Origin of the sequence: Streptomyces sp. NPDC048484, from assembly GCF_040651415.1 — a bacterium.
Taxonomy (GTDB): domain Bacteria; phylum Actinomycetota; class Actinomycetes; order Streptomycetales; family Streptomycetaceae; genus Streptomyces.
The window spans coordinates 165,955-183,593 of sequence record NZ_JBEZJY010000012.1; the positions used below are offsets into that span (position 1 = coordinate 165,955).

The following is a 17,639-nucleotide window of genomic DNA, read 5'->3' on the forward strand; positions in this document are numbered from 1 at the left end:
TCCCGGGCCTCAGTCCCCGCACACTCAAGCAATGTCAACCAGGACCACTGGGCCCCCGGAAATCCCACATTCTCGTCATTCCTCTTTCCGTCCAATAAAGGTACACCCGCCCGAGCCGTCGGTGGCGGGCCGGAATTATCCAAACATTGCAGTGAGATGCATCACATTTTGCAGGCGAAAGTTTCGAATAGCGATGCCCGCCGAACGAGGCGTTGACCCCAGGAACAACCGGTTCCTAGGGTGAGCGCGCCTCGACGGGGTTGAGGGACGAGGATTCCACCGGATGCCTGAGATCCACGGGACGCCTGAGACCACGGGATGCCTGGGATCCATCGGATCCATCGGATCCATGGGGAGGGCCTGCATGACCGCCGACCATCACATCCGCAACCCTGTACTGCCCGGATTCCACCCGGATCCGAGCATCGTGCACGTCGGCGCGGAGTACCTTCTCGTCACCTCCACCTTCGAATGGTTCCCGGGTGTGCCCGTGCACCGCTCGACCGATCTCGTCCACTGGGAACGGGCCGGCCACATCCTGGACCGGCCCGATCTGCTCGGCCTGCGCGGAGTCGCCGACTCGGCGGGAGTGTGGGCGCCCGCAGGTCACCGTCCGCAACCTGCACTCGTACAGTGCCGGCCAATGAGGCGACGGCATCGACGTGTTCAGCAGCGAGGACGTCCTGATCGAGGGCGTCTTCCTGCGCAACAGCGACGACTGCGTCGCGGTCTACGCCCACCGCTGGGACTACTACGGCGACTGCCGCAACATCACCGTCCGGCACTCCACCCTGTGGGCCGACACCGCCCACCCGGTCAATGTCGGCACCCACGGCAATCCCGAGAAGCCCGAGAACATCGTCTTCAGCGACATCGACGTCCCGCAGCACCGCGAGCCGCAGGTCCTCTGCCAAAGATGCGCAGGGCCTGGTCATCGACAAGGAGACAGGCCTTATCTCCGGCACCCCGGAGGGGCCCGGTATCCGTACGGTCACCGTCGCGGCCACGAACAGCGTGGGTACGGCGACCATGTCCCTCGAACTCACCGTGCGGAACCCGTGACGAGGACGAGGGGGCAGCCGTGCCGACCGAGACATCCGCGCGGATCGTACGTACTACTGCACGGTCACCGTCACCGGCCCGCAGGAGGAGAGCGGCAACTCGGGGCGGGTGGCGGCGACCGTCGGCCCAACTGTCATGGCATCGGCTCGTGTTCGGCACCGGCCGCGACGCGTGTCAGACGCCTGCCAGCCGACTCCGTGCGTGACGCGCGCGGGCCGACTCCACACGCGACGTGCGCCGGCCGACTCTGTCCGTGTCGGAACTCGTCTCGTCGGCTGCCGTGTACGCCGATCGTGGCGTCCCCTCACGCCATTTTCTGCGGCACCACCACCATCTGGACCTGGACCTGAATCTGAACCTGGACAGGGCTGGAGATGCGCAGAATGAACAGATTGAGCCGCACATCCCCCACCAGTACCTCTCCGAAACGGAGTTCAGCCGCCGCGGACTGTTGAGGACCGCCGGTGGTCTCACCGCCGCCCTCGCGGTCGGCGCCTCCGCCACGGCCCTCACCGGCGGCTCGGCAGCGGCGGCCCCGGCGACCTTCACCCACCCGGGCGTGCTGCGCGCCGACGGTGAACTCAACCGCGCCAAAGTACGGGTCGCCGTGGGCAACGCCCCCTGGCTGTCCGGCTGGAACCGGTTGACGGCCAACCCGCACTCGGCCGCCACCTGGACGCCGCGCCCGCAGGCCACGGTCCGCGGCGGCACCGGGGAGAACTACGGCACCTTCTACAACGACATCCACGCCGCCTACCAGGAACGCCCTGCGCTGGAAGATCGCCGGGACCACCGCCCACGGCGACACGGCACGCGACATCCTCAACGCCTGGTCGGCCACGCTCACCACGGTCACCGGAAACGCCGACCGCTTCCTCGCCGCCGGGATCTACGGCTACCAGTTCGCGAACGCCGCCAGGACGTGCCCTTCACGACGTACACGTGGGGCACGGGTCAGAACTGCGCCCAGCAGTCGCAGACGGTGATCTCCTCGTCGAGCCGCGGGCAGGTCAGGCCGGTGTGGGACATGCTGCGTTACCACTACGCCCGCAGGCGCGGCCTGTCCGTGCCGTATATCACCGCCATGGCCGAGAGCGTGCGGCCCGAGGGCGGAGGCGGCGACTACGGGGCCGCCAGTGGCGGCTTCGACCAACTCGGCTTCGGGACGCTGCTGTACGCCAATTAGGCGACCGGCGACCGGCGACCGGAGCCAGGCGCCAGGTGGCCCGCTGGTCACGGCGGGGGCGCCACCGAGGCTCGTACCGTCACATGGGTGCCCAGGAGCAGGTGCTCGTCGGGGGCGTCCGCGGACCGGGTCAGGGCGGTGCGGACCGCCAGGCGGCCCAGCTCCTCGTACGGGACGTGGACCGTGGTGAGCGGGGGATTGAGGTCGCGGGCGAAGGGGATGTCGTCGTAGCCGGCCAGAGAAATGTCGCGGGGCACGGACAGGCCCGCTTCGTGCAGGGCGGTGAGGGCACCCGACGCGACCATGTCGGTGGAGGCCATCACCGCCGTGAAGTCGAGCTGCTGGGCGAGTGCCTGGCGGATGAGGCGATGCCCCGAGTCCCGGGTGAAGTCGCCGAAGAGGCGCAGGGCCGGGTCCGGGTCGAGCCCCCGGGCCCGGTGAGCCGCCAGATAGCCCTGTTCCCGGCCCTGGGCCGTGGTGTTGGACGGGTTGCCGCCCAGAAAGAGGACTCGACGGTGGCCCTGGGCGAGGAGGTGGGCGCAGAGCGCGAACGCCCCGTTCTCGTTGTCGTACTCGATGACCGTCACCGGAGCACCCGGATCCAGGGGCGGGCGGCCGCAGAGCACCAGACGGGAACCCGCGGAGGCCAGCGAGTCGGCGATACGGGCCATCAGTTCGCGGTACTCGGCGGTGTCCGAGGTGCCGCCGACCAGGATCACGGCGGCGGCGCGCTGGGCACGCATCATCTCGATGAACTCCAGCTGCCGGTCGGCGTCGCCGTCCGTGCTGCAGACCAGACAGAGATGGCCGAGCCGGGTCGCCTCACGTTCCACGCCGTGTGCCATGTGCGCGAAGGAAGGGCCGGTGATGTCGTCCAGGACGAAGGCGAGGGTCGGTGTGCCCGCGCCCGCGATGGCCTTGGCGCGGGCGTCGGCCACGTAGTCGAGCTCACGGACCGCTCGCAGCACGCGTGTCCGGGTCGATGCGCTCACCGGGTAGTCGCCGCCCAGCACGCGGGACACGGTGGACGCCGAAACGCCGGCCCGTGCCGCCACGTCCCGGATGGTGTGTCGGCCGCCGGTGTCGCCTGCGGGTTTCCTCGTCATGGCCCGCCTCTCCCTCCGGGAAGTGCGGCAACGCGTCCGGCAACCGGTTCCCGAGCCGGAGGCTAGCAGCGCGAGATGCGGAGGGGGCGGGAGAAAGGGGGAGAGGGCGGGAGACGATGCGGACGTGAACGCGCACACGGACCTGCGGACCTGCGGATCCGTGGAGTGTGGCCGTCCGTGACTCCGAGCGCCGGTTACCGGACTTTCAGCTCCGGTAACCGCGCAGCTTTCGGTACAGCGTGGCGCGGGCGATCCCCAGCGCCGCCGCCGCACGCGCCTTGTTGCCGCCGTGACTGCGCAGCGCTTCCAGGATGGCGGTGCGCTCGGCGTGTTCCATCGGACTCAGCGGCCGCTCCGCGGGCCCTTCCCGGACCGGGTCCGGCAGTTCGGCCCGCCGTACAGGTCCGGTCGTCCGCCGCCGCTTGGCCAACGCCCGGACGACATGAGCAAGTTCGGTGACGTTCCCGGGCCACGGATGGCGCTCCAGGGCGTGCAGCGCGTCCAGTGTCCAGGTGAGAGGAGGCTCGCCCGGCGCGGGCCTCGGCGCCAGTCTGGGAAGCAACTCCCTGATGTCCTCCGGACGTTCACGCAAGGCCGGGAGCGTCACCGAGCGGGCCGCCAGAGTGTCCAGCAGACGCTGGAGGCACGGTCCGGGGGGATCGCCGGGCGTGTACGTGACCAGGAGCGGTGCGTGCGGGTGCTCGTCGAGCAGGGAATTGAGCGAGGCGATATCGGGCTGCGCGAGCCGCTCGGCGTGGCGCAGCAGCAGTACACGGCCGCCCGTCAACGCCTCCAGCCAGCCGTGGTGGTCGCCGAAAGCCCGCTCCCTGTCGAGTTGCCTGTCGCATTCCCCGTCGAGTTCGTCATTGAGTTCGTCATTGAGTTCGCCGAGGGTCCGCTCCGCCGCGTCCAGGACCAGCGGCGGTGGTGCGTTGCGCGCGGCCTGCACCTCTCGTGCCAGGGTGGTCTTCCCGGTGCCCCGTTCGCCGGTCAGCAGCAGAGGCTCCCGGGAGCGCGCCAGCTCCGCTGCCCGGGTCGTCGCGTGCCGCCAGGGAACCGAGTGCCCGGCGAGCGTGACGCGGGGTTGTACGGTGGGACGCGCGTCACCCCCGACGGGCGGTTCGAGGACGGCGACCACACCGATGACCGTGTTCTCGTGGCGTACCTGCGTGACCCGCGCGGTGCCGACACCGTCAGGCAGTTCGAGTTCGTACGCGACCGGTCCGGCCCCGTACCCGACCGGACGGGCTTCGTGTGCGACCGGCTCGGCCCCGTCCCCGGCCGCCGGGCGGCACAGCGATCCGCCCGGTGCTTCAGGCTCGGGGAACGGCCTGCCCGGGGGCGAGCCGTTCGCCGCGGCGCTGCGCTCCAGCACCTCCACGGCCTCCGGCGACAGCAGCCCCGCCGCCGCCTCGCTGAGCAGGCGGTTCCTCCCGTCCAGCGCCACCACCGCGGCCCGCGGTCGGCAGGCGGCCCGCTGGTAGGCGTCGAGCAGCACACGCTCCGCCGTGCGCGAGCGGGTCAGGAGCTCCGCCTCGACGGCTGTCGCCGTGGCCTCGGCGAGGGCGGCCCCGGGATGCTGCGAGCAGTCGGTGTACAGGCCGGACGCGACGGTCACCGTGCCCAGGGCCCGGCCGCTCTCGGGCGCCAGCACCGGAACGCTGACGGCGGACACGTCCTGCCACAGGTCGAGGAAATGCTCGGGGCCGTGCACCTCCGCGCGGCGCCGTTCGCGCAGGGCGCGCGCCGCGCTGTTGTGCCCGACCTCCCGCTCGGACAGGTCACGGCACTGCTCGTGGGCGGGCGCGTTCCCGCCCGACCACAGCACCCGTAGCCGCTCGTCGGTCAGGACGAGGGCCGACTGCCCCGAGTTCAGGGCGGGAGCGAGGCGTTCGAGCACCGGCCGCGCGGCGGTCAGCAGAGCCGACTCCGCCGAACGTTCGGGCCGGGCGGATTCCCTGAGGTCGTGCGGTACGCCGAAGAAGCGGGCGCGCCGCCACGCGGCGACGACCTCGTCCGGTACGCCGTCGGGCAGTGGGAGCCCCTTCAGGAACCGCTCACGCGCCTGGCGCAGCGGGGTGACGGGGGACGCGGGGCAGTCATTTGCGGTGGTCACGGCGCCTCCCACGGTACCGGGCGTTGTTGAAGGGGTAACAAGGGGTCGCGCCGCCCCTGCTTCGTCCCGGCGGCGGTCCGGGACGTCCGCGCGAGGTGCCCGCCCCTCGTACGCCGCCTCCAGCACGGCCGGTGCACCCTCCGTCATGACCGGATGACCGGGCGCGGATGGGCGGCCGGCCTGCCCTGCGACCAGGCCGGCCGCCTTCCGTCGCGTCGGCCGCTGCAGTCGCTCCATCGGCCGCTGTGGTCGCTTCCGGAGTAGTCGCTTCCGGGCCGAGTGCGAGGTCGGTGAAAACCCCGGGCATGTATTGACATACGGCTGAATCGATTCTTAGCTGGCTGCGCCTGCCATCTAGATCCGTGAAGCAAGTTCACGGATGCGAATATCGGCCGGCGGTACTCATAGATCGACCACGGCCTGGAGGCAGTGCGCGCATGACCACGACCGACACCCGGATCCGGGAACTGATCGTCACGCCCATCGCTTTCCGTGACCCGCCGCTCCTCAACTCCAACGGTGTGCACGAACCGCTCGCCCTGCGCGTGATCCTGCAGCTCGTCCTGGAGGACGGCACGGTGGGCCTCGGTGAGTCGACCGGCGGTGACGTCCGTCTCGAACGGCTGGCGGTCGCCGCGCAGGCGGTCGTCGGCCTGGACGTCTTCGACACCACGGCCGTCATGGCCGCGATCGATGCCGCGTTGCTGCCCACCGTGCCCAGTTCCCACGAGCGCGGCTGGACCACCTCCGCGGTCGAGGTCGCCTGTCTCGACGTGCAGGGCAAGCTTCTCGGACGCCCGGTCAGCGATCTGCTCGGCGGCCGGGTCCGCGACTCCGTACCCTTCGCCGCCTACCTCTTCTACAAGTGGGCCGAACACCCGGCGCTCGACGGAAGCCCCGCTGTCGGCGACGACTGGGGCGAGGCACTCGACCCGGCGGGCATCGTCGAGCAAGCCCGGCTGATGCGGCAGCGGTACGGCTTCGACTCGTTCAAGCTCAAGGGCGGCGTCTTCCCGCCCGACGAGGAGATCGCCGCGATGAGGGCGCTCGCCGAGGCCTTTCCCGGCCGGCCCCTGCGCCTGGACCCCAACACGGCCTGGACGGTGGAGACATCGCTGTACGTGGCACGCGAACTGGAGGGGGTGCTGGAGTACCTGGAGGACCCCACGCCCACCATCCCCGGTATGGCCGAGGTCGCCAAGACCTCACCCATGCCGTTGGCCACCAACATGTGCGTGGTCGCGTGGGAGCATCTGCGGCCGGCCGTCGAGCAGAACGCGATCCAGGTCCTGCTCACTGACCACCATTACTGGGGCGGACTGCGCCGCACCCGAGAACTCGCCGCCGTCTGCGAGGCGTTCGGAATCGGCCTGTCCATGCACTCCAACTCGCACCTCGGCATCAGCCTGGCCGCCATGACCCAGGTGGCCGCCGCGATCCCCAACCTCGACACCTCCTGCGACACCCACTACCCGTGGAACCTCGCGGACGACGTGATCGTGCCCGGCGCCCTGGAACTGCGGGACGGCGCGGTCAGGGTCCCCACCGGCCCCGGTCTCGGCGTCGAACTCGACCACGACGCCCTGGAGCGCCTCCACCGGCTCTACCTCGACTCGGGCATGAAGGGCCGGGACGACACCGGTTACATGCGGCGCGTCCAGCCCGAGTACGAGCGCAGGCTCCCTCGCTGGTGAGGTGGGCCCGCGGGGAGTGTCTGTGGGTTGCGCGGGGCGTGTCTGTTGGGTCGGGCGGGGAGTGTCTGTGGGGTCGTGCGGGGCGTGCCTGCGAGGTCGCGCGGGGTGTGTCTGTGAGGTAGGGCTGACGCAGGCGTCCGCAAGCTATCGAAAGGGAAAGCGCTGTCATGCGTCTCGACAACCGTTTGTCGCCGCTCCATTCTTCAAGCAGGTTGTGGCATGAGCGTGACAGGAGACCTCATGATCAAGCGCAGATCGCTGCTGACGGCGGCCGGCGGCACGCTGCTGGGCAGCGCGCTGGCCACGGGAACCGCCCGGGCCGACGCGAGCATCGCGGTCAACCCAGCCGCCACTTACGGGCGTTGGGAGGGCTGGGGCACCTCCCTCGCGTGGTGGGCCAACGTGTTCGGCGCGCGCGACGACTTCGCCGACATCTTCTTCACCACCAAGTCCGTGGCGTACGGCGGCAGGACGCTGCCCGGACTCGGTATGAACACTGCCCGCTACAACCTGGGCGCGTGCAGCCCGAACAGCGTGGGCGGCCAGAGTATGGCCGCCTCGCCCAACATCCCGGCGTTCAAGCAGATCGAGGGCTACTGGCAGGACTGGAACAACGAGAGCCCCACGTCCTCCGCGTGGGACTGGACGGCCGACGCCAACCAGCGCGCCGCCCTGGTCAAGGCGGTTCAACGAGGTGCTGTCACCGAGCTGTTCGCCAACTCGCCCATGTGGTGGATGTGCCTCAACCACAACCCGTCCGGCGCGTCCGGCGGCGGCAACAACCTCCAGTCCTGGAACTACCGCCAGCACGCCTCCCACCTGGCCGCCGTCGCCCTGTACGCGAAGAACAACTGGGGCGTGAACTTCGCAACCGTCGACCCGTTCAACGAGCCCTCGTCCAGCTGGTGGACCGCCACGGGTACGCAGGAGGGCTGCCACATGGACGCTGCCGTCCAGGCGGCCGTCCTTCCGTACCTGCGCAGCGAGCTGGACACCCGCGGTCTGTCCGGCATCAGGCTCTCGGCGTCCGACGAGACGAGCTACGACCTGGCCCGTACGACCTGGAACTCCTTCGGGGCGTCGACGAAGGCCCTGGTCAGCCAGGTCAACGTGCACGGCTACCAGGGCTCCGGCGGTCGCCGCGACCTCCTCTACACGGACGTCGTGACGACGGCGGGCAAGAAGCTCTGGAACTCGGAGACCGGTGACAGCGACGGCACCGGCCTCACCCTGGCGAACAACCTGTGCACGGACTTCCGCTGGCTGCACCCGACCGCCTGGGTCTACTGGCAGGTGATGGATCCCTCCACCGGCTGGGCGATGATCGCGTACGACCAGAACACGCTGCAGCCGACCACCGTGCAGACCAAGTACTACGTGATGGCCCAGTTCAGCCGCCACATCCGGCCCGGGATGACCATCCTCGACACGGGCGTCGGATACGCGGTCGCCGCCCATGACGCGACGACGAAGCGCCTGGTCGTCGTGGCGGTCAACTCCGGTGCCGCGCAGACGCTCACCTTCGACCTGTCCCGCTTCGGCCAGGTCACCGGCGGCACGGGCGGCCTCGTACGACGCTGGAACACGCTGACCGCCGGCGGCGGAGACCTCTACACCGCCCGCTCGGACACGTACCTGAACGGCAAGAGCCTGAGCGTGCCGTTCGCCGCCGGCTCGGTGCAGACCTTCGAGATCGACGGGGTCACCGTGTGAGCGCCGGTCCGCCCGTGGGGTGACCGTCGGGCCGCTCACGGTGTGACCGTCGGGCCGCGATGACCAGGGCGGTGGTGCCGTCGCCCCGGAGGCGGGTGTCTCGTTTTGAGACACCCGCCTTCGCATGTCCTGGTTCAAGATCGTCATGAGCTCCGTGCCGTTTCGCCGGTTGCTCTGACGCAGGTGAAGAAAGGTGAACACCATGGCCCTCGCACTGCTTCGGCGACGGCGGCCCAAGCGAGCCTCCGGTGCCGGCGCGACGGGCGTCTCGCTCCCCCTCCCGCCGGGCGCGGGCGCTGTCAGCCGCGAGGTCGTCGACCCCATGAACCAGCCGATGGGCGGGGCCGAAGTGACGGTCACCGCGCTGGACTCGCACCGTGTCGCGGCCCGCGGCACCACCGACCCGTACGGCTACTTCCTCGCGGCGCTGCCGCCCGGTCGGTACAGCCTGATGGTCGCCGCAGAGGGCCTGCATCCCCACCGTGAGACGGTCGACGTGGTGGCCGGGCCCGCCGCTCCCGGGGCGCAGATCCGGCTGCAGCCCGCCCGCAGGCTGGAACTGCCGTCGCCGGGCACATGGCTCTTCGACCCGCCCCACACGGCGATCCGGTTCATCGCCAAGCACGTCGGCATGGCTCATGTGCACGGCCGCTTCGAGCGCTTCGAGGGCGGCATCCAGATCGCCCAGGACATGGCCGAATCCCGCGTCCACGTGCGTATCGACGCGTCGAGCATCACCACGGGCAACCGGACGCGCGACGACCACCTGCGGTCCGGGGACTTCCTGGACGTCGAGCGCTTCCCGTACATCGACTTCCACAGCAGGCGGTTCGCCTACCGCGGCGGCAGCAAGTGGACCCTGCAGGGTGGACTGACGATGCACGGGGTGAGCCGCTCGGTGGCCCTGGACACCACCTACCTCGGCATGGTGAACGGCGGCTACGGCGAGGAGCTGCGCTGCGCGGCCCTGGCGAAGGCGGAACTGCACCGGGAGGACTACACCCTGAACTGGCGTTCCATGCTGGCGCGTGGCATCGCGGTGGTCGGCCCGACGGTCCAGCTGGAGCTGGACGTACAGGCGATGTACCGCACGCACGACACACCCACCCCGCCGAAGTAACGCGGGAGCCGTCCGGCCGTCCTCCCTGGCGCGGTCAGTCCTTGCCGGTCAGCCTTCGCCGGTGAGCAGGCGCCGCGGATTGGCGATGCGGAAGGCGTACGCCGTGGCGCCGCCCAGCCCGAAGCCGGGGCTCTGCGGAGGTTCTGCGTAGGGGCGGTCCGAACCCTGGACGACCAGGCCGGTGCCGAGGACGCGGACGACCGCCTCGACCGCGCGCGGACCGTACGAGGAGGTCTCGACGAACGCGTTCGGATCGATCTCCTTGCGGCCCTCGGCCCCGCCACGGGCAGCGAAGCGTTCGCCGTGCAGCGGCGCAAGGCCGGCCAGCAGCGCGAAGCACACCCGCAGCCGCGGATGGCGTGGCCGCCCGAACGCCCGGAACGCGAACCAGGCCGCGTGCATCTGCTGCACGTACGGCACCATCGCGGGCCACCAGCCGGGCCGCGGGGCCGCGTCGGCGGCGGGACCCGGGTGGACGAACAGCGGAAGGCCGCGTGCTTCGAGCAGGTCGAGCAGCGGGGCGCACCGCACGTAGCCGGCCGCGTCGGCCAGGGCGTTCGCCGGGAGCTGGAGGCCGGCGAAACCCCGGTCGAGATACCCGGCCGTCACGTCGGCGTCGATGTCCCGGACACAGGCGGCGGCCCAGGCTCCGAAAGGCCGCGGCAGTGCGGCGGCGTCCTCGTGGTACGCGTCGAGCAGCGGCCGTGCCTCCCCGGCCGGCAGCCATTCCACGCCGAGCGGGGCGGACAGCGAGACCAGCGCCCGCCCGAGGCCGTCGGCGGCCGCCAGTTCGGCCCGCCGGGCGATGTCGTGATCGGCGCGAGCGACCTCGTAGGGCGGCTCACCGGCGGTGTGCAGGGTCCAGCTGTCCAGGAACGGCGGCTCGGCGCGCGCTCGCAGGGCCGCGACGAACGAGCCGGTCCACAGATGCTGGTGTACGTCGACGTTGGTCACGGACTTCCTTCGGTCAGGTCGCGTTCCGTCAGATCGCGTTCCGTCAGGTCGCGTCCATCAGGGCACGCAGGGCACTTCGTACCTCGTCGGACCCCAGGACATCCTCGCTCACCCGGTCCACGTCCACACCGCAGGGCCGGTCGTCGTCCAGGCGCGGGACGAGCTCGCGGACCGCCCGGTGAAGGAGGGCCGGTCCACGCCCGAGGGCGGCGGGCGCGGCCAGGTCGACCGCCTGTGCGGCCGCCACGGCCTCCACGGCGAGCAACTGCCGCAGCCGGACGAGCATCGTCGACAGCCGTCGCGCCCCGAGCGCCGCGTTGGTCGAGTCGTCCTCCACACCGTCCGCGCCGTGCCGGGGGTCGGTGCACACCGGTGCGGACAGCAGACTGATCTCGGCGACCAGTGCCTGTGCCGTCTTGGACAGGGGTGCGAAGCCCGAGTGCTCCGGGCCGTGCGGGGAGAGGTTGGCGGGCAGCCCGCTCAGAGCGGGGTTCAGCAGCCGCCGCATGCGCTCCGCGGACAGCGCCGCGGTCTGCGTCAGGGCCAGCGCGAGCGTGTCGAAGGCCAGAGCGAGAGCCGGGGTGTGGAAGTTGCCGGACGACAAAATCTCGCCGGAGACGCCGGAGATCCCGGATGCCTCACCGGCGATCTCACTGGTGGCTCCGATGGTGAGATCGCCGGTGATCCCGTCGGTGACTCCGTCGCTGATCCCGTTTATGGTCCCGTCGGTGGTCCCGTCGGTGGTCCCTTCGGTGTCGGCCAGGACCACCGGGTTGTCGCCGCTTCCGTTGAGCTCGGGATCCAGCGCCGCGCCGGCGAAGTCGAGCGCGGAGTGCAGCGCACCGTGCACCTGGGCCGCGCAGCGCAGGCTGATCGGGTCCTGGACCCGCCGGGCGTGCCGCGGGTCCGTGAGGTCGCCGCCGTCCAGGAGCGCGAGCAGTTCCGCCGCCGCCCGGGACTGTCCGGGCGCCGGACGCAGACCCAGCACCCGGGCGTCCAGCGGGCTGGTGTTGGCCCGGAAACCCTCGAAGGTGAGCGTCGTGACCGCCTGGGCCAGGGTCAGGACGGTGGCCGCCTCATGGAGGACGAGACCGCCGTGGCCGGCGGCCAGCGGACTGGCGCTGCACAGCACATGCCCGTCCTTCGGGCCCAGTTCGGCGGGGGCCAGCCCGGCCCGCCGCAGGGCCGCCGCGCCGTCGAGTACCTCGCCGAGGAGTTCGGCGCGGCCCTCGCCGATGACGACGAGGCCGACATGGGCCATCTGACACAGGTCCGAGGCGCCGATCGACCCCACCTCGGGGACCAGCGGATGGACACGTGAGTTGAGCATGTCGACGAGCAGCGGCAGGATTTCCGGGCTGACTCCGCTGCCGCCGCCCGCCAGGCCGTTGACGCGGGCGATCAGGGCGGCGCGTACGACGGGGACCGGCAGCGGGTCCCCGACCGCGTTGGCCCGGCCGCGCACCGTACGCACGCTGAACCGCGCGAGTTCCTCGCGGGGCAGCGCGTAGGACGACCGGCTGCCGAGTCCCGTCGTCAGGCCGTACGTCGGCACGTGGCGGTCGACCACGTCGTCGACCACCGCGCGGTCGCGCGTCAGCCGGGGGAGCACCTCGTCGGCGAGGACGACCCGGGCACCGTGCAGTGCGACGGCGGCGACGTCCTCGCAGGACAGGGAGCGCCCGTCGACCAGGACTGCTCCGGGGCCGGCGACTGCTCCGGGGCCGGCGGGGAAGGCGCCCGTCATGAGAACCGCAGCTTCTGCCCGAGTCCGCGTTCCCCGGCCTTGGTGAGCATGGCCGCGCCCAGAGCGATGTCCGACAGGGAGAGGCCGCGGTGCCAGAAGAGGGTCGTCTCGTCGTCCCGTTCCCGGCCGGGCTTGTCGCCGACGACGATCTCGCACAGTTCACCGTGCAGGGTCGACTCGCTGAGCCGGCCCGACTCGACGTGCGCGCGCAGCGCACCGAACGGCCCGGACCGGCACTGGCCCCAGTCGTCGACGACGATCTTGTCCATGATGTCGGTGAGGGTGAGTTCGACCGCGCTCATCGTTCCGTACGGTACGACGAGGGCGCCCGGCGCGATCCACTCCGTTTTGAGCAGCGGCTCGGGCCGTTCCAGCCGGGACGCCTCCACGACGATGTCCGCGCCCTCGACGCACGTCTTCCAGTCGTCGGTGACGATCACGGGCTTGCCGAGGTCGTGCTCCAGCCGCTCCGCGAAGGCCTCGCGGCTCTCCGGACGGCGCGAGTGGACGCGGATCTCGTCGAGGTCGAAGATGTGGTCGAGCAGGCGGACGTTCCAGTACGAGGTGGCGCGGGCACCGATGTGACCGAGCACCTTGGCACCGGGCCGGGCCAGATGCCGTGCCCCCAGCGCGGTGAGCGCGCCGGTGCGCATCTCGGTGATCGCGGTCGCGTCCAGGACGGCCAGCGGCATCCCTGTACGCGGGTCGAAGAGGTTCAGCAGGGCCATCTCGGAGGGCAGACCTGCCTTGTAATTGTCGACGTAGTCGCCCACGATCTTCACTCCGGCCATGCCGAGCGGGGCGACGTAACCGCGCAGGACGTTGAAGTGGCCGTTGAAGGCGGGGTCGGGCGTGAGATGCACCCGTGGTTCGATAACCGTCTCGCCGCGGCCCTGGGCGAGCAGTCCCTGTTCGACGGCGTCGAGCACCTCGGTGTCGTTCAGTTCCAGCTGTTCGATGTCCGAACCGTTCAGGAACGTGAACCAAACAGGGTCAAGAGCGGTCATTCCGGGCGTCCTCTCGCTTTCTTCGGACGAACGTAACGCCCCGTTTACAAAAGGGGATTGACTGTAATTCAGTCACGAACAACTCTGCATGACGATATGCAGTCAGGTAAGGGGCAGCTTTGATCAGATTCGACGCGGTGAGCAAAAACTATCCCAACGGCACCACAGCCGTGGACGGCCTGTCCTTGGAGCTGGCCGAGGGCGGCATCACGGTCCTGGTCGGTCCCTCAGGCTGCGGCAAGACCACGACCCTGCGCATGGTCAACCGCATGGTGGAGCCGACGGCCGGCACGGTCAGCCTGCGCGGCCAGGACATCCGGGAGGTGGCCGCTCCCGAACTGCGCAGGGGGATCGGCTACGTGATCCAGCACGCCGGACTCTTCCCGCACCGGACGGTGCTGGACAACGTCGCGACCGTGCCGCTGCTGCTCGGCTGGGGCAAGAAGAAGGCCCGGACGCGGGCGGCCGAGCTGCTCGAACTGGTGGGGTTGCCGGCCACGATGGCCAAGCGCTACCCGTACCAGCTCTCCGGCGGACAGCAGCAGCGCGTCGGAGTGGCCAGGGCGCTGGGCGCGGACCCGCCCGTGCTGCTCATGGACGAGCCGTTCAGCGCGGTCGACCCCATCGTCCGGGGGGAACTGCAGGCGGAGTTCCTCCGGCTGCAGAAGGAGCTGCACAAAACGATCGTGTTCGTCACCCATGACATCGACGAGGCGATCAAGCTGGGCGACAACATCGCGGTGTTCCGGACGGGCGGCAAGCTCGCGCAGTTCGACACCCCGGAGCGGTTGCTCGCGCACCCCGCCGACGACTTCGTGGCCGACTTCGTCGGGCAGGACCGAGGCATCCGCCGGCTCTCCTTCGTCCAGGCCTCCGGTCTGCCGTTGCGCGGGGGCCCGGTACTGCCGGTGACCGCTGCCGCCGCAGCGGCCCGCGCCCTGGACGAGCCCTGGGTGCTCGTCGTCGACGCCGCCCGGCGGCCGCTCGGCTGGGCCGCCGTCGCCGGGCTTCCGGACGGCGGGACGCTGGCGGACGCCACGCTCGCGCCGCTCGGCCACACGTTCAGCCTGGTCGGCGACTCGGCGCGGGCCGCCCTGGACGCGGCACTCCTGTCGCCCTCCCGGCTCGCGGTCGGAGTGGACGCCGAGGGCGCGGTCGCGGGAGTCGCGGACGCGTACGAGTTGTCCGCCGCGATGGCGTCGGGTGCCTCGGCGTCCGCCGACGTGACCGGCGCGACCGCCGACGTGACGGGCGAGGCGACCGAGGTGGTCGAAGCGGCCGAGGCGCCCGCAGAGGGCAAGGTGGCCAAGACGTCCGGGGCTCAGCTTGCGAAAGGTGACCCGGACGCGGGCGGCGCAAACGCTGACCCGGACGCGGGCGGCGCCCGCAGCGCCGACACCACGGGCGGTGAGGACCGATGAGGGACGGGGAGCCGCTCATACGGTGGGTGTGGATCGGCGACCATGTCGGTGAGCTGGCCCACTACACAGGGGTCCACCTGAGGCTGGGCCTCCTGCCGGTGCTGTTCGGACTGATCATCTCGGTGCCTCTGGGCATGCTCTGCCACCGTTGGCGATGGGTCTACCCGCCGACCCTGACCGCGGCCAACGTCCTGTACTCCATCCCGTCGCTGGCCCTGTTCATGATCTTCGTCCGCTATACGGGCCTGACCGAACGCACGGTCATGATCCCGCTGACCCTCTACACGCTGTCGGTCCTCATTCCCAACGTCGTGGACGGACTGGCCTCGGTACCTGATCCGGTACGGCAGGCGGCCACCGCGATGGGATTCAGTACGGTCCGACGGGTCATCCAGGTCGAACTGCCGATCGCCGTGCCCGTCGTCGTCGCCGGTGTACGGGTCGCCGCGGTCTCCTCCATCAGCCTCGTCGCGGTGGGACAGCTGATCGGACAGGGCGGCCTCGGCTACTACATCACCCGGGGCCTCCAGCTCGACTTCCCGACCCCGATCATCACCGCGACCGTACTGATCATGCTGCTGGCCCTGGTCACCGACGCGTTGCTCGTCCTGGCACAGCGGCTGCTCACACCATGGGCGCGCGGCAAGGGGGCGAAGGCGTGAACGATCTCCTGAACCAGATCCGGCTCGTGGGCGACTGGCTGACGTCGTCCCAGCAGTGGCACGGCGATGACGGCATCCCGCACCGGCTCCTGGAGCACGTGACCTACAGCGGCCTGTCCCTGCTGTTCGCGACGCTGATCGGGCTGGCGTTCGGACTGCTGGTCGGACACACCGGCCGCGGTGCGTTCGCCGTCGCCACCGTCGCGAACCTCGCGCGCGCGATCCCCACCTTCGGCCTGGTCGTACTGGTCGTGACCCTCGCCGGGCTCAGTACCACGCCCGTGCTGGTCGCCCTGGTGGCGCTCGCCGTCCCGCCGATCCTCATCAACACCTTCGAGGGAGTCCGAGGTGTCGATCCCGACGCCCGGGACGCTGCGAAGGGCATGGGCATGACCGGATGGGAGGTCCTGCTGAAGGTCGAGGTGCCGATGGCACTCCCGCTGATCCTGCTCGGCCTGCGGGTCGCCGCCATCCAGGTGGTGGCCACGGCGACCGTCGCCGCGTATCCCGGCCTCGGCGGTCTGGGCCGCTTCATCGTCGACGGGCTCTCCCGCAACGACTACGAACTGGTCATCGGCGGCTCCGCCGTCGTCGTGGCGCTGGCGCTCATCGTCCAGGCCGTCTTCACCGTGCTGCGGCGTGCCGTCGTCTCGCCGGGGCTGCGGCCCGCGGCGACCAAGTCATGAACCACCGGCGGCCCGCGCACCCGACACACACGACACACGCGACACACGCGCGAGTCGCACCTGAGCCCCACCCGAGACCTGAGTACTTGAGTACCTGAGAAAGGAAACACCCATGAACAAGGCCACGTACCGCGCCGCTGCCCTCAGCCTCGTCGCCGCACTCTCCCTGACCGCCACCGCCTGCGGAGCCAGCGACGACAGCGACGACAACCCGCTGACAGGCAGCAGCGGCGACAAGGGAAGCGGCAAGACCATCGTCGTCGGCTCGGCCAACTTCCCCGAGAACCAGCTGCTCGCCGAGATCTACGCCCAGGCCCTGGAGGACAAGGGCCTGAAGGTGACCCGCAAGTTCGACATCGGGGCCCGCGAGGTCTACTACGACCAGGTCGTCAAGGGTGGCATCAGCGTCTTCCCCGAGTACAACGGCGCCCTGCTGTCCGTGGCCGTCGACAAGAAGAGCACCGCCACCAGCACGGAAGAGATCAACACCGAGCTGAAGGCCAAACTCCCGAAGTCGGTGGAGATACTCGACTCCGCGGCGGCCGAGGACAAGGACTCCGTCACGGTCACCTCCGAGATCGCCAAGAAGTACAAGCTCAAGACCCTGGCCGACCTGAAGCCGGTCGCGAAGGACCTGGCCATCGGCGCCGGCTCCGAGTTCAAGACCCGCACCCAGGGCGGAGTCGGCCTGAAGTCCGTCTACGGCGTCGAGTTCGGGAAGTTCCAGCCGCTGGACGCGGGCGCCCAGAGCACCCTGCTGAAGCTGCTGAAGGACAACAAGGTTCAGGCCGCCAACCTCTACACGACCGACCCCGCCATCGTCGAGGACAAGCTGGTGGTCCTGGAGGACCCGAAGAACCTCTTCTCCTCGCAGAACATCACGCCCCTCGTCTACAAGTCCGCGGTCAACGACAAGGCCAAGGCGGCGCTCAACGCCATCTCGGCCAAGCTCACCACCGAGGATCTGCTGGAGATGATGAAGAAGATCAGCAACGACAAGGAGGACTCCTCCGACGTCGCCGAGGAGTGGCTGACGTCGGCCGGTCTCGCGAGCTGACCGGCACGGCTGTCCGGACACACGGACCGTACGTGGCAGGGGTGGGCGATTCCGTACGACGGACTTACGAGTGACGGACTTACGGCGGACTGGGGGGCCAAGGTGAGC

General features: G+C 70.2%; 12 protein-coding genes and 3 pseudogenes. 10 read left to right on the forward strand and 5 right to left on the reverse strand.

The annotated features are described in order from the left end of the window. Positions 1-364 precede the first annotated feature (364 nt). From AB0D14_RS14720 to AB0D14_RS14730, 3 pseudogenes are all read left to right on the forward strand, one after another. Positions 365-601: pseudogene (locus tag AB0D14_RS14720) on the forward strand (family 43 glycosylhydrolase); the annotation flags it as partial. 4 nt (positions 602-605) lie between these two features. Beyond that, positions 606-905 (forward strand): annotated as a pseudogene (locus AB0D14_RS14725) (glycosyl hydrolase family 28 protein); the annotation flags it as partial. Between the two features lie 548 nt (positions 906-1,453). Continuing rightward, positions 1,454-2,248, forward strand: a pseudogene (locus AB0D14_RS14730) (hypothetical protein). Positions 2,249-2,295: 47 nt separating this feature from the next. On the opposite strand, the gene AB0D14_RS14735 reads toward AB0D14_RS14730, so the two are convergent. Together AB0D14_RS14735 and AB0D14_RS14740 are read right to left on the reverse strand one after the other, a co-directional pair. Continuing rightward, positions 2,296-3,354, reverse strand: coding sequence for a LacI family DNA-binding transcriptional regulator (locus AB0D14_RS14735; protein WP_362778486.1), 1,059 nt, complete (start codon positions 3,352-3,354; stop codon positions 2,296-2,298). Positions 3,355-3,559: 205 nt separating this feature from the next. After that, on the reverse strand, positions 3,560-5,470 hold the full coding sequence (locus tag AB0D14_RS14740; protein ID WP_362778487.1) for a helix-turn-helix domain-containing protein: 1,911 nt from the start codon (positions 5,468-5,470) through the stop codon (positions 3,560-3,562). Between the two features lie 437 nt (positions 5,471-5,907). On the opposite strand from AB0D14_RS14740, the gene AB0D14_RS14745 reads away from it, so the two are divergent. The 3 genes from AB0D14_RS14745 (at position 5,908) to AB0D14_RS14755 (ending at position 9,997) form a co-directional block, all read left to right on the forward strand. After that, entirely contained in the window at positions 5,908-7,164 is a 1,257-nt protein-coding gene (locus AB0D14_RS14745; protein ID WP_362778488.1) for a glucarate dehydratase family protein, read from the forward strand. A 240-nt stretch (positions 7,165-7,404) separates the two neighbouring features. Continuing rightward, complete coding sequence (locus AB0D14_RS14750) at positions 7,405-8,877, forward strand: glycoside hydrolase (protein ID WP_362778490.1); 1,473 nt, start codon at positions 7,405-7,407, stop codon at positions 8,875-8,877. A 202-nt stretch (positions 8,878-9,079) separates the two neighbouring features. Beyond that, positions 9,080-9,997 carry a YceI family protein gene (locus AB0D14_RS14755; protein WP_362778491.1) on the forward strand — a complete coding sequence of 306 codons (918 nt, stop codon included), beginning with the start codon at positions 9,080-9,082 and terminating at the stop codon, positions 9,995-9,997. A 48-nt stretch (positions 9,998-10,045) separates the two neighbouring features. On the opposite strand, the gene AB0D14_RS14760 is transcribed toward AB0D14_RS14755, so the two are convergent. The 3 genes from AB0D14_RS14760 to AB0D14_RS14770 are packed head-to-tail and all read right to left on the reverse strand — an operon-like array spanning position 10,046 to position 13,705. Next, positions 10,046-10,951 (reverse strand): amidohydrolase, encoded by a 906-nt coding sequence (locus AB0D14_RS14760; protein WP_362778492.1) that lies wholly within the window; start codon positions 10,949-10,951, stop codon positions 10,046-10,048. Between the two features lie 43 nt (positions 10,952-10,994). Further along, a complete protein-coding gene (locus tag AB0D14_RS14765; protein ID WP_362778495.1) occupies positions 10,995-12,698 on the reverse strand; it encodes an aromatic amino acid ammonia-lyase in 1,704 nt (567 codons plus the stop codon). Continuing rightward, on the reverse strand, positions 12,695-13,705 hold the full coding sequence (locus AB0D14_RS14770) for an ornithine cyclodeaminase family protein (RefSeq protein WP_362778497.1): 1,011 nt from the start codon (positions 13,703-13,705) through the stop codon (positions 12,695-12,697). The genes AB0D14_RS14765 and AB0D14_RS14770 overlap by 4 nt, the downstream gene beginning before the upstream one ends. 119 nt (positions 13,706-13,824) lie before the next feature. On the opposite strand from AB0D14_RS14770, the gene AB0D14_RS14775 reads away from it, so the two are divergent. The 4 genes from AB0D14_RS14775 to AB0D14_RS14790 all read left to right on the forward strand — a co-directional run bounded on the left by AB0D14_RS14775 (position 13,825) and on the right by AB0D14_RS14790 (position 17,531). After that, positions 13,825-15,126: an ATP-binding cassette domain-containing protein gene (locus tag AB0D14_RS14775; RefSeq protein WP_362778499.1), complete on the forward strand. Its 1,302-nt coding sequence runs from the start codon at positions 13,825-13,827 to the stop codon at positions 15,124-15,126. Then, on the forward strand, positions 15,123-15,788 hold the full coding sequence (locus tag AB0D14_RS14780) for an ABC transporter permease subunit (RefSeq protein ID WP_362778500.1): 666 nt from the start codon (positions 15,123-15,125) through the stop codon (positions 15,786-15,788). Before AB0D14_RS14775 ends, AB0D14_RS14780 begins: the two co-directional genes overlap by 4 nt. Next, a complete protein-coding gene (locus tag AB0D14_RS14785; RefSeq protein ID WP_362778502.1) occupies positions 15,785-16,474 on the forward strand; it encodes an ABC transporter permease in 690 nt (229 codons plus the stop codon). The genes AB0D14_RS14780 and AB0D14_RS14785 overlap by 4 nt, the downstream gene beginning before the upstream one ends. 112 nt (positions 16,475-16,586) lie before the next feature. Next, on the forward strand, positions 16,587-17,531 hold the full coding sequence (locus tag AB0D14_RS14790; RefSeq protein WP_362778504.1) for an ABC transporter substrate-binding protein: 945 nt from the start codon (positions 16,587-16,589) through the stop codon (positions 17,529-17,531). Positions 17,532-17,639 lie beyond the last annotated feature (108 nt).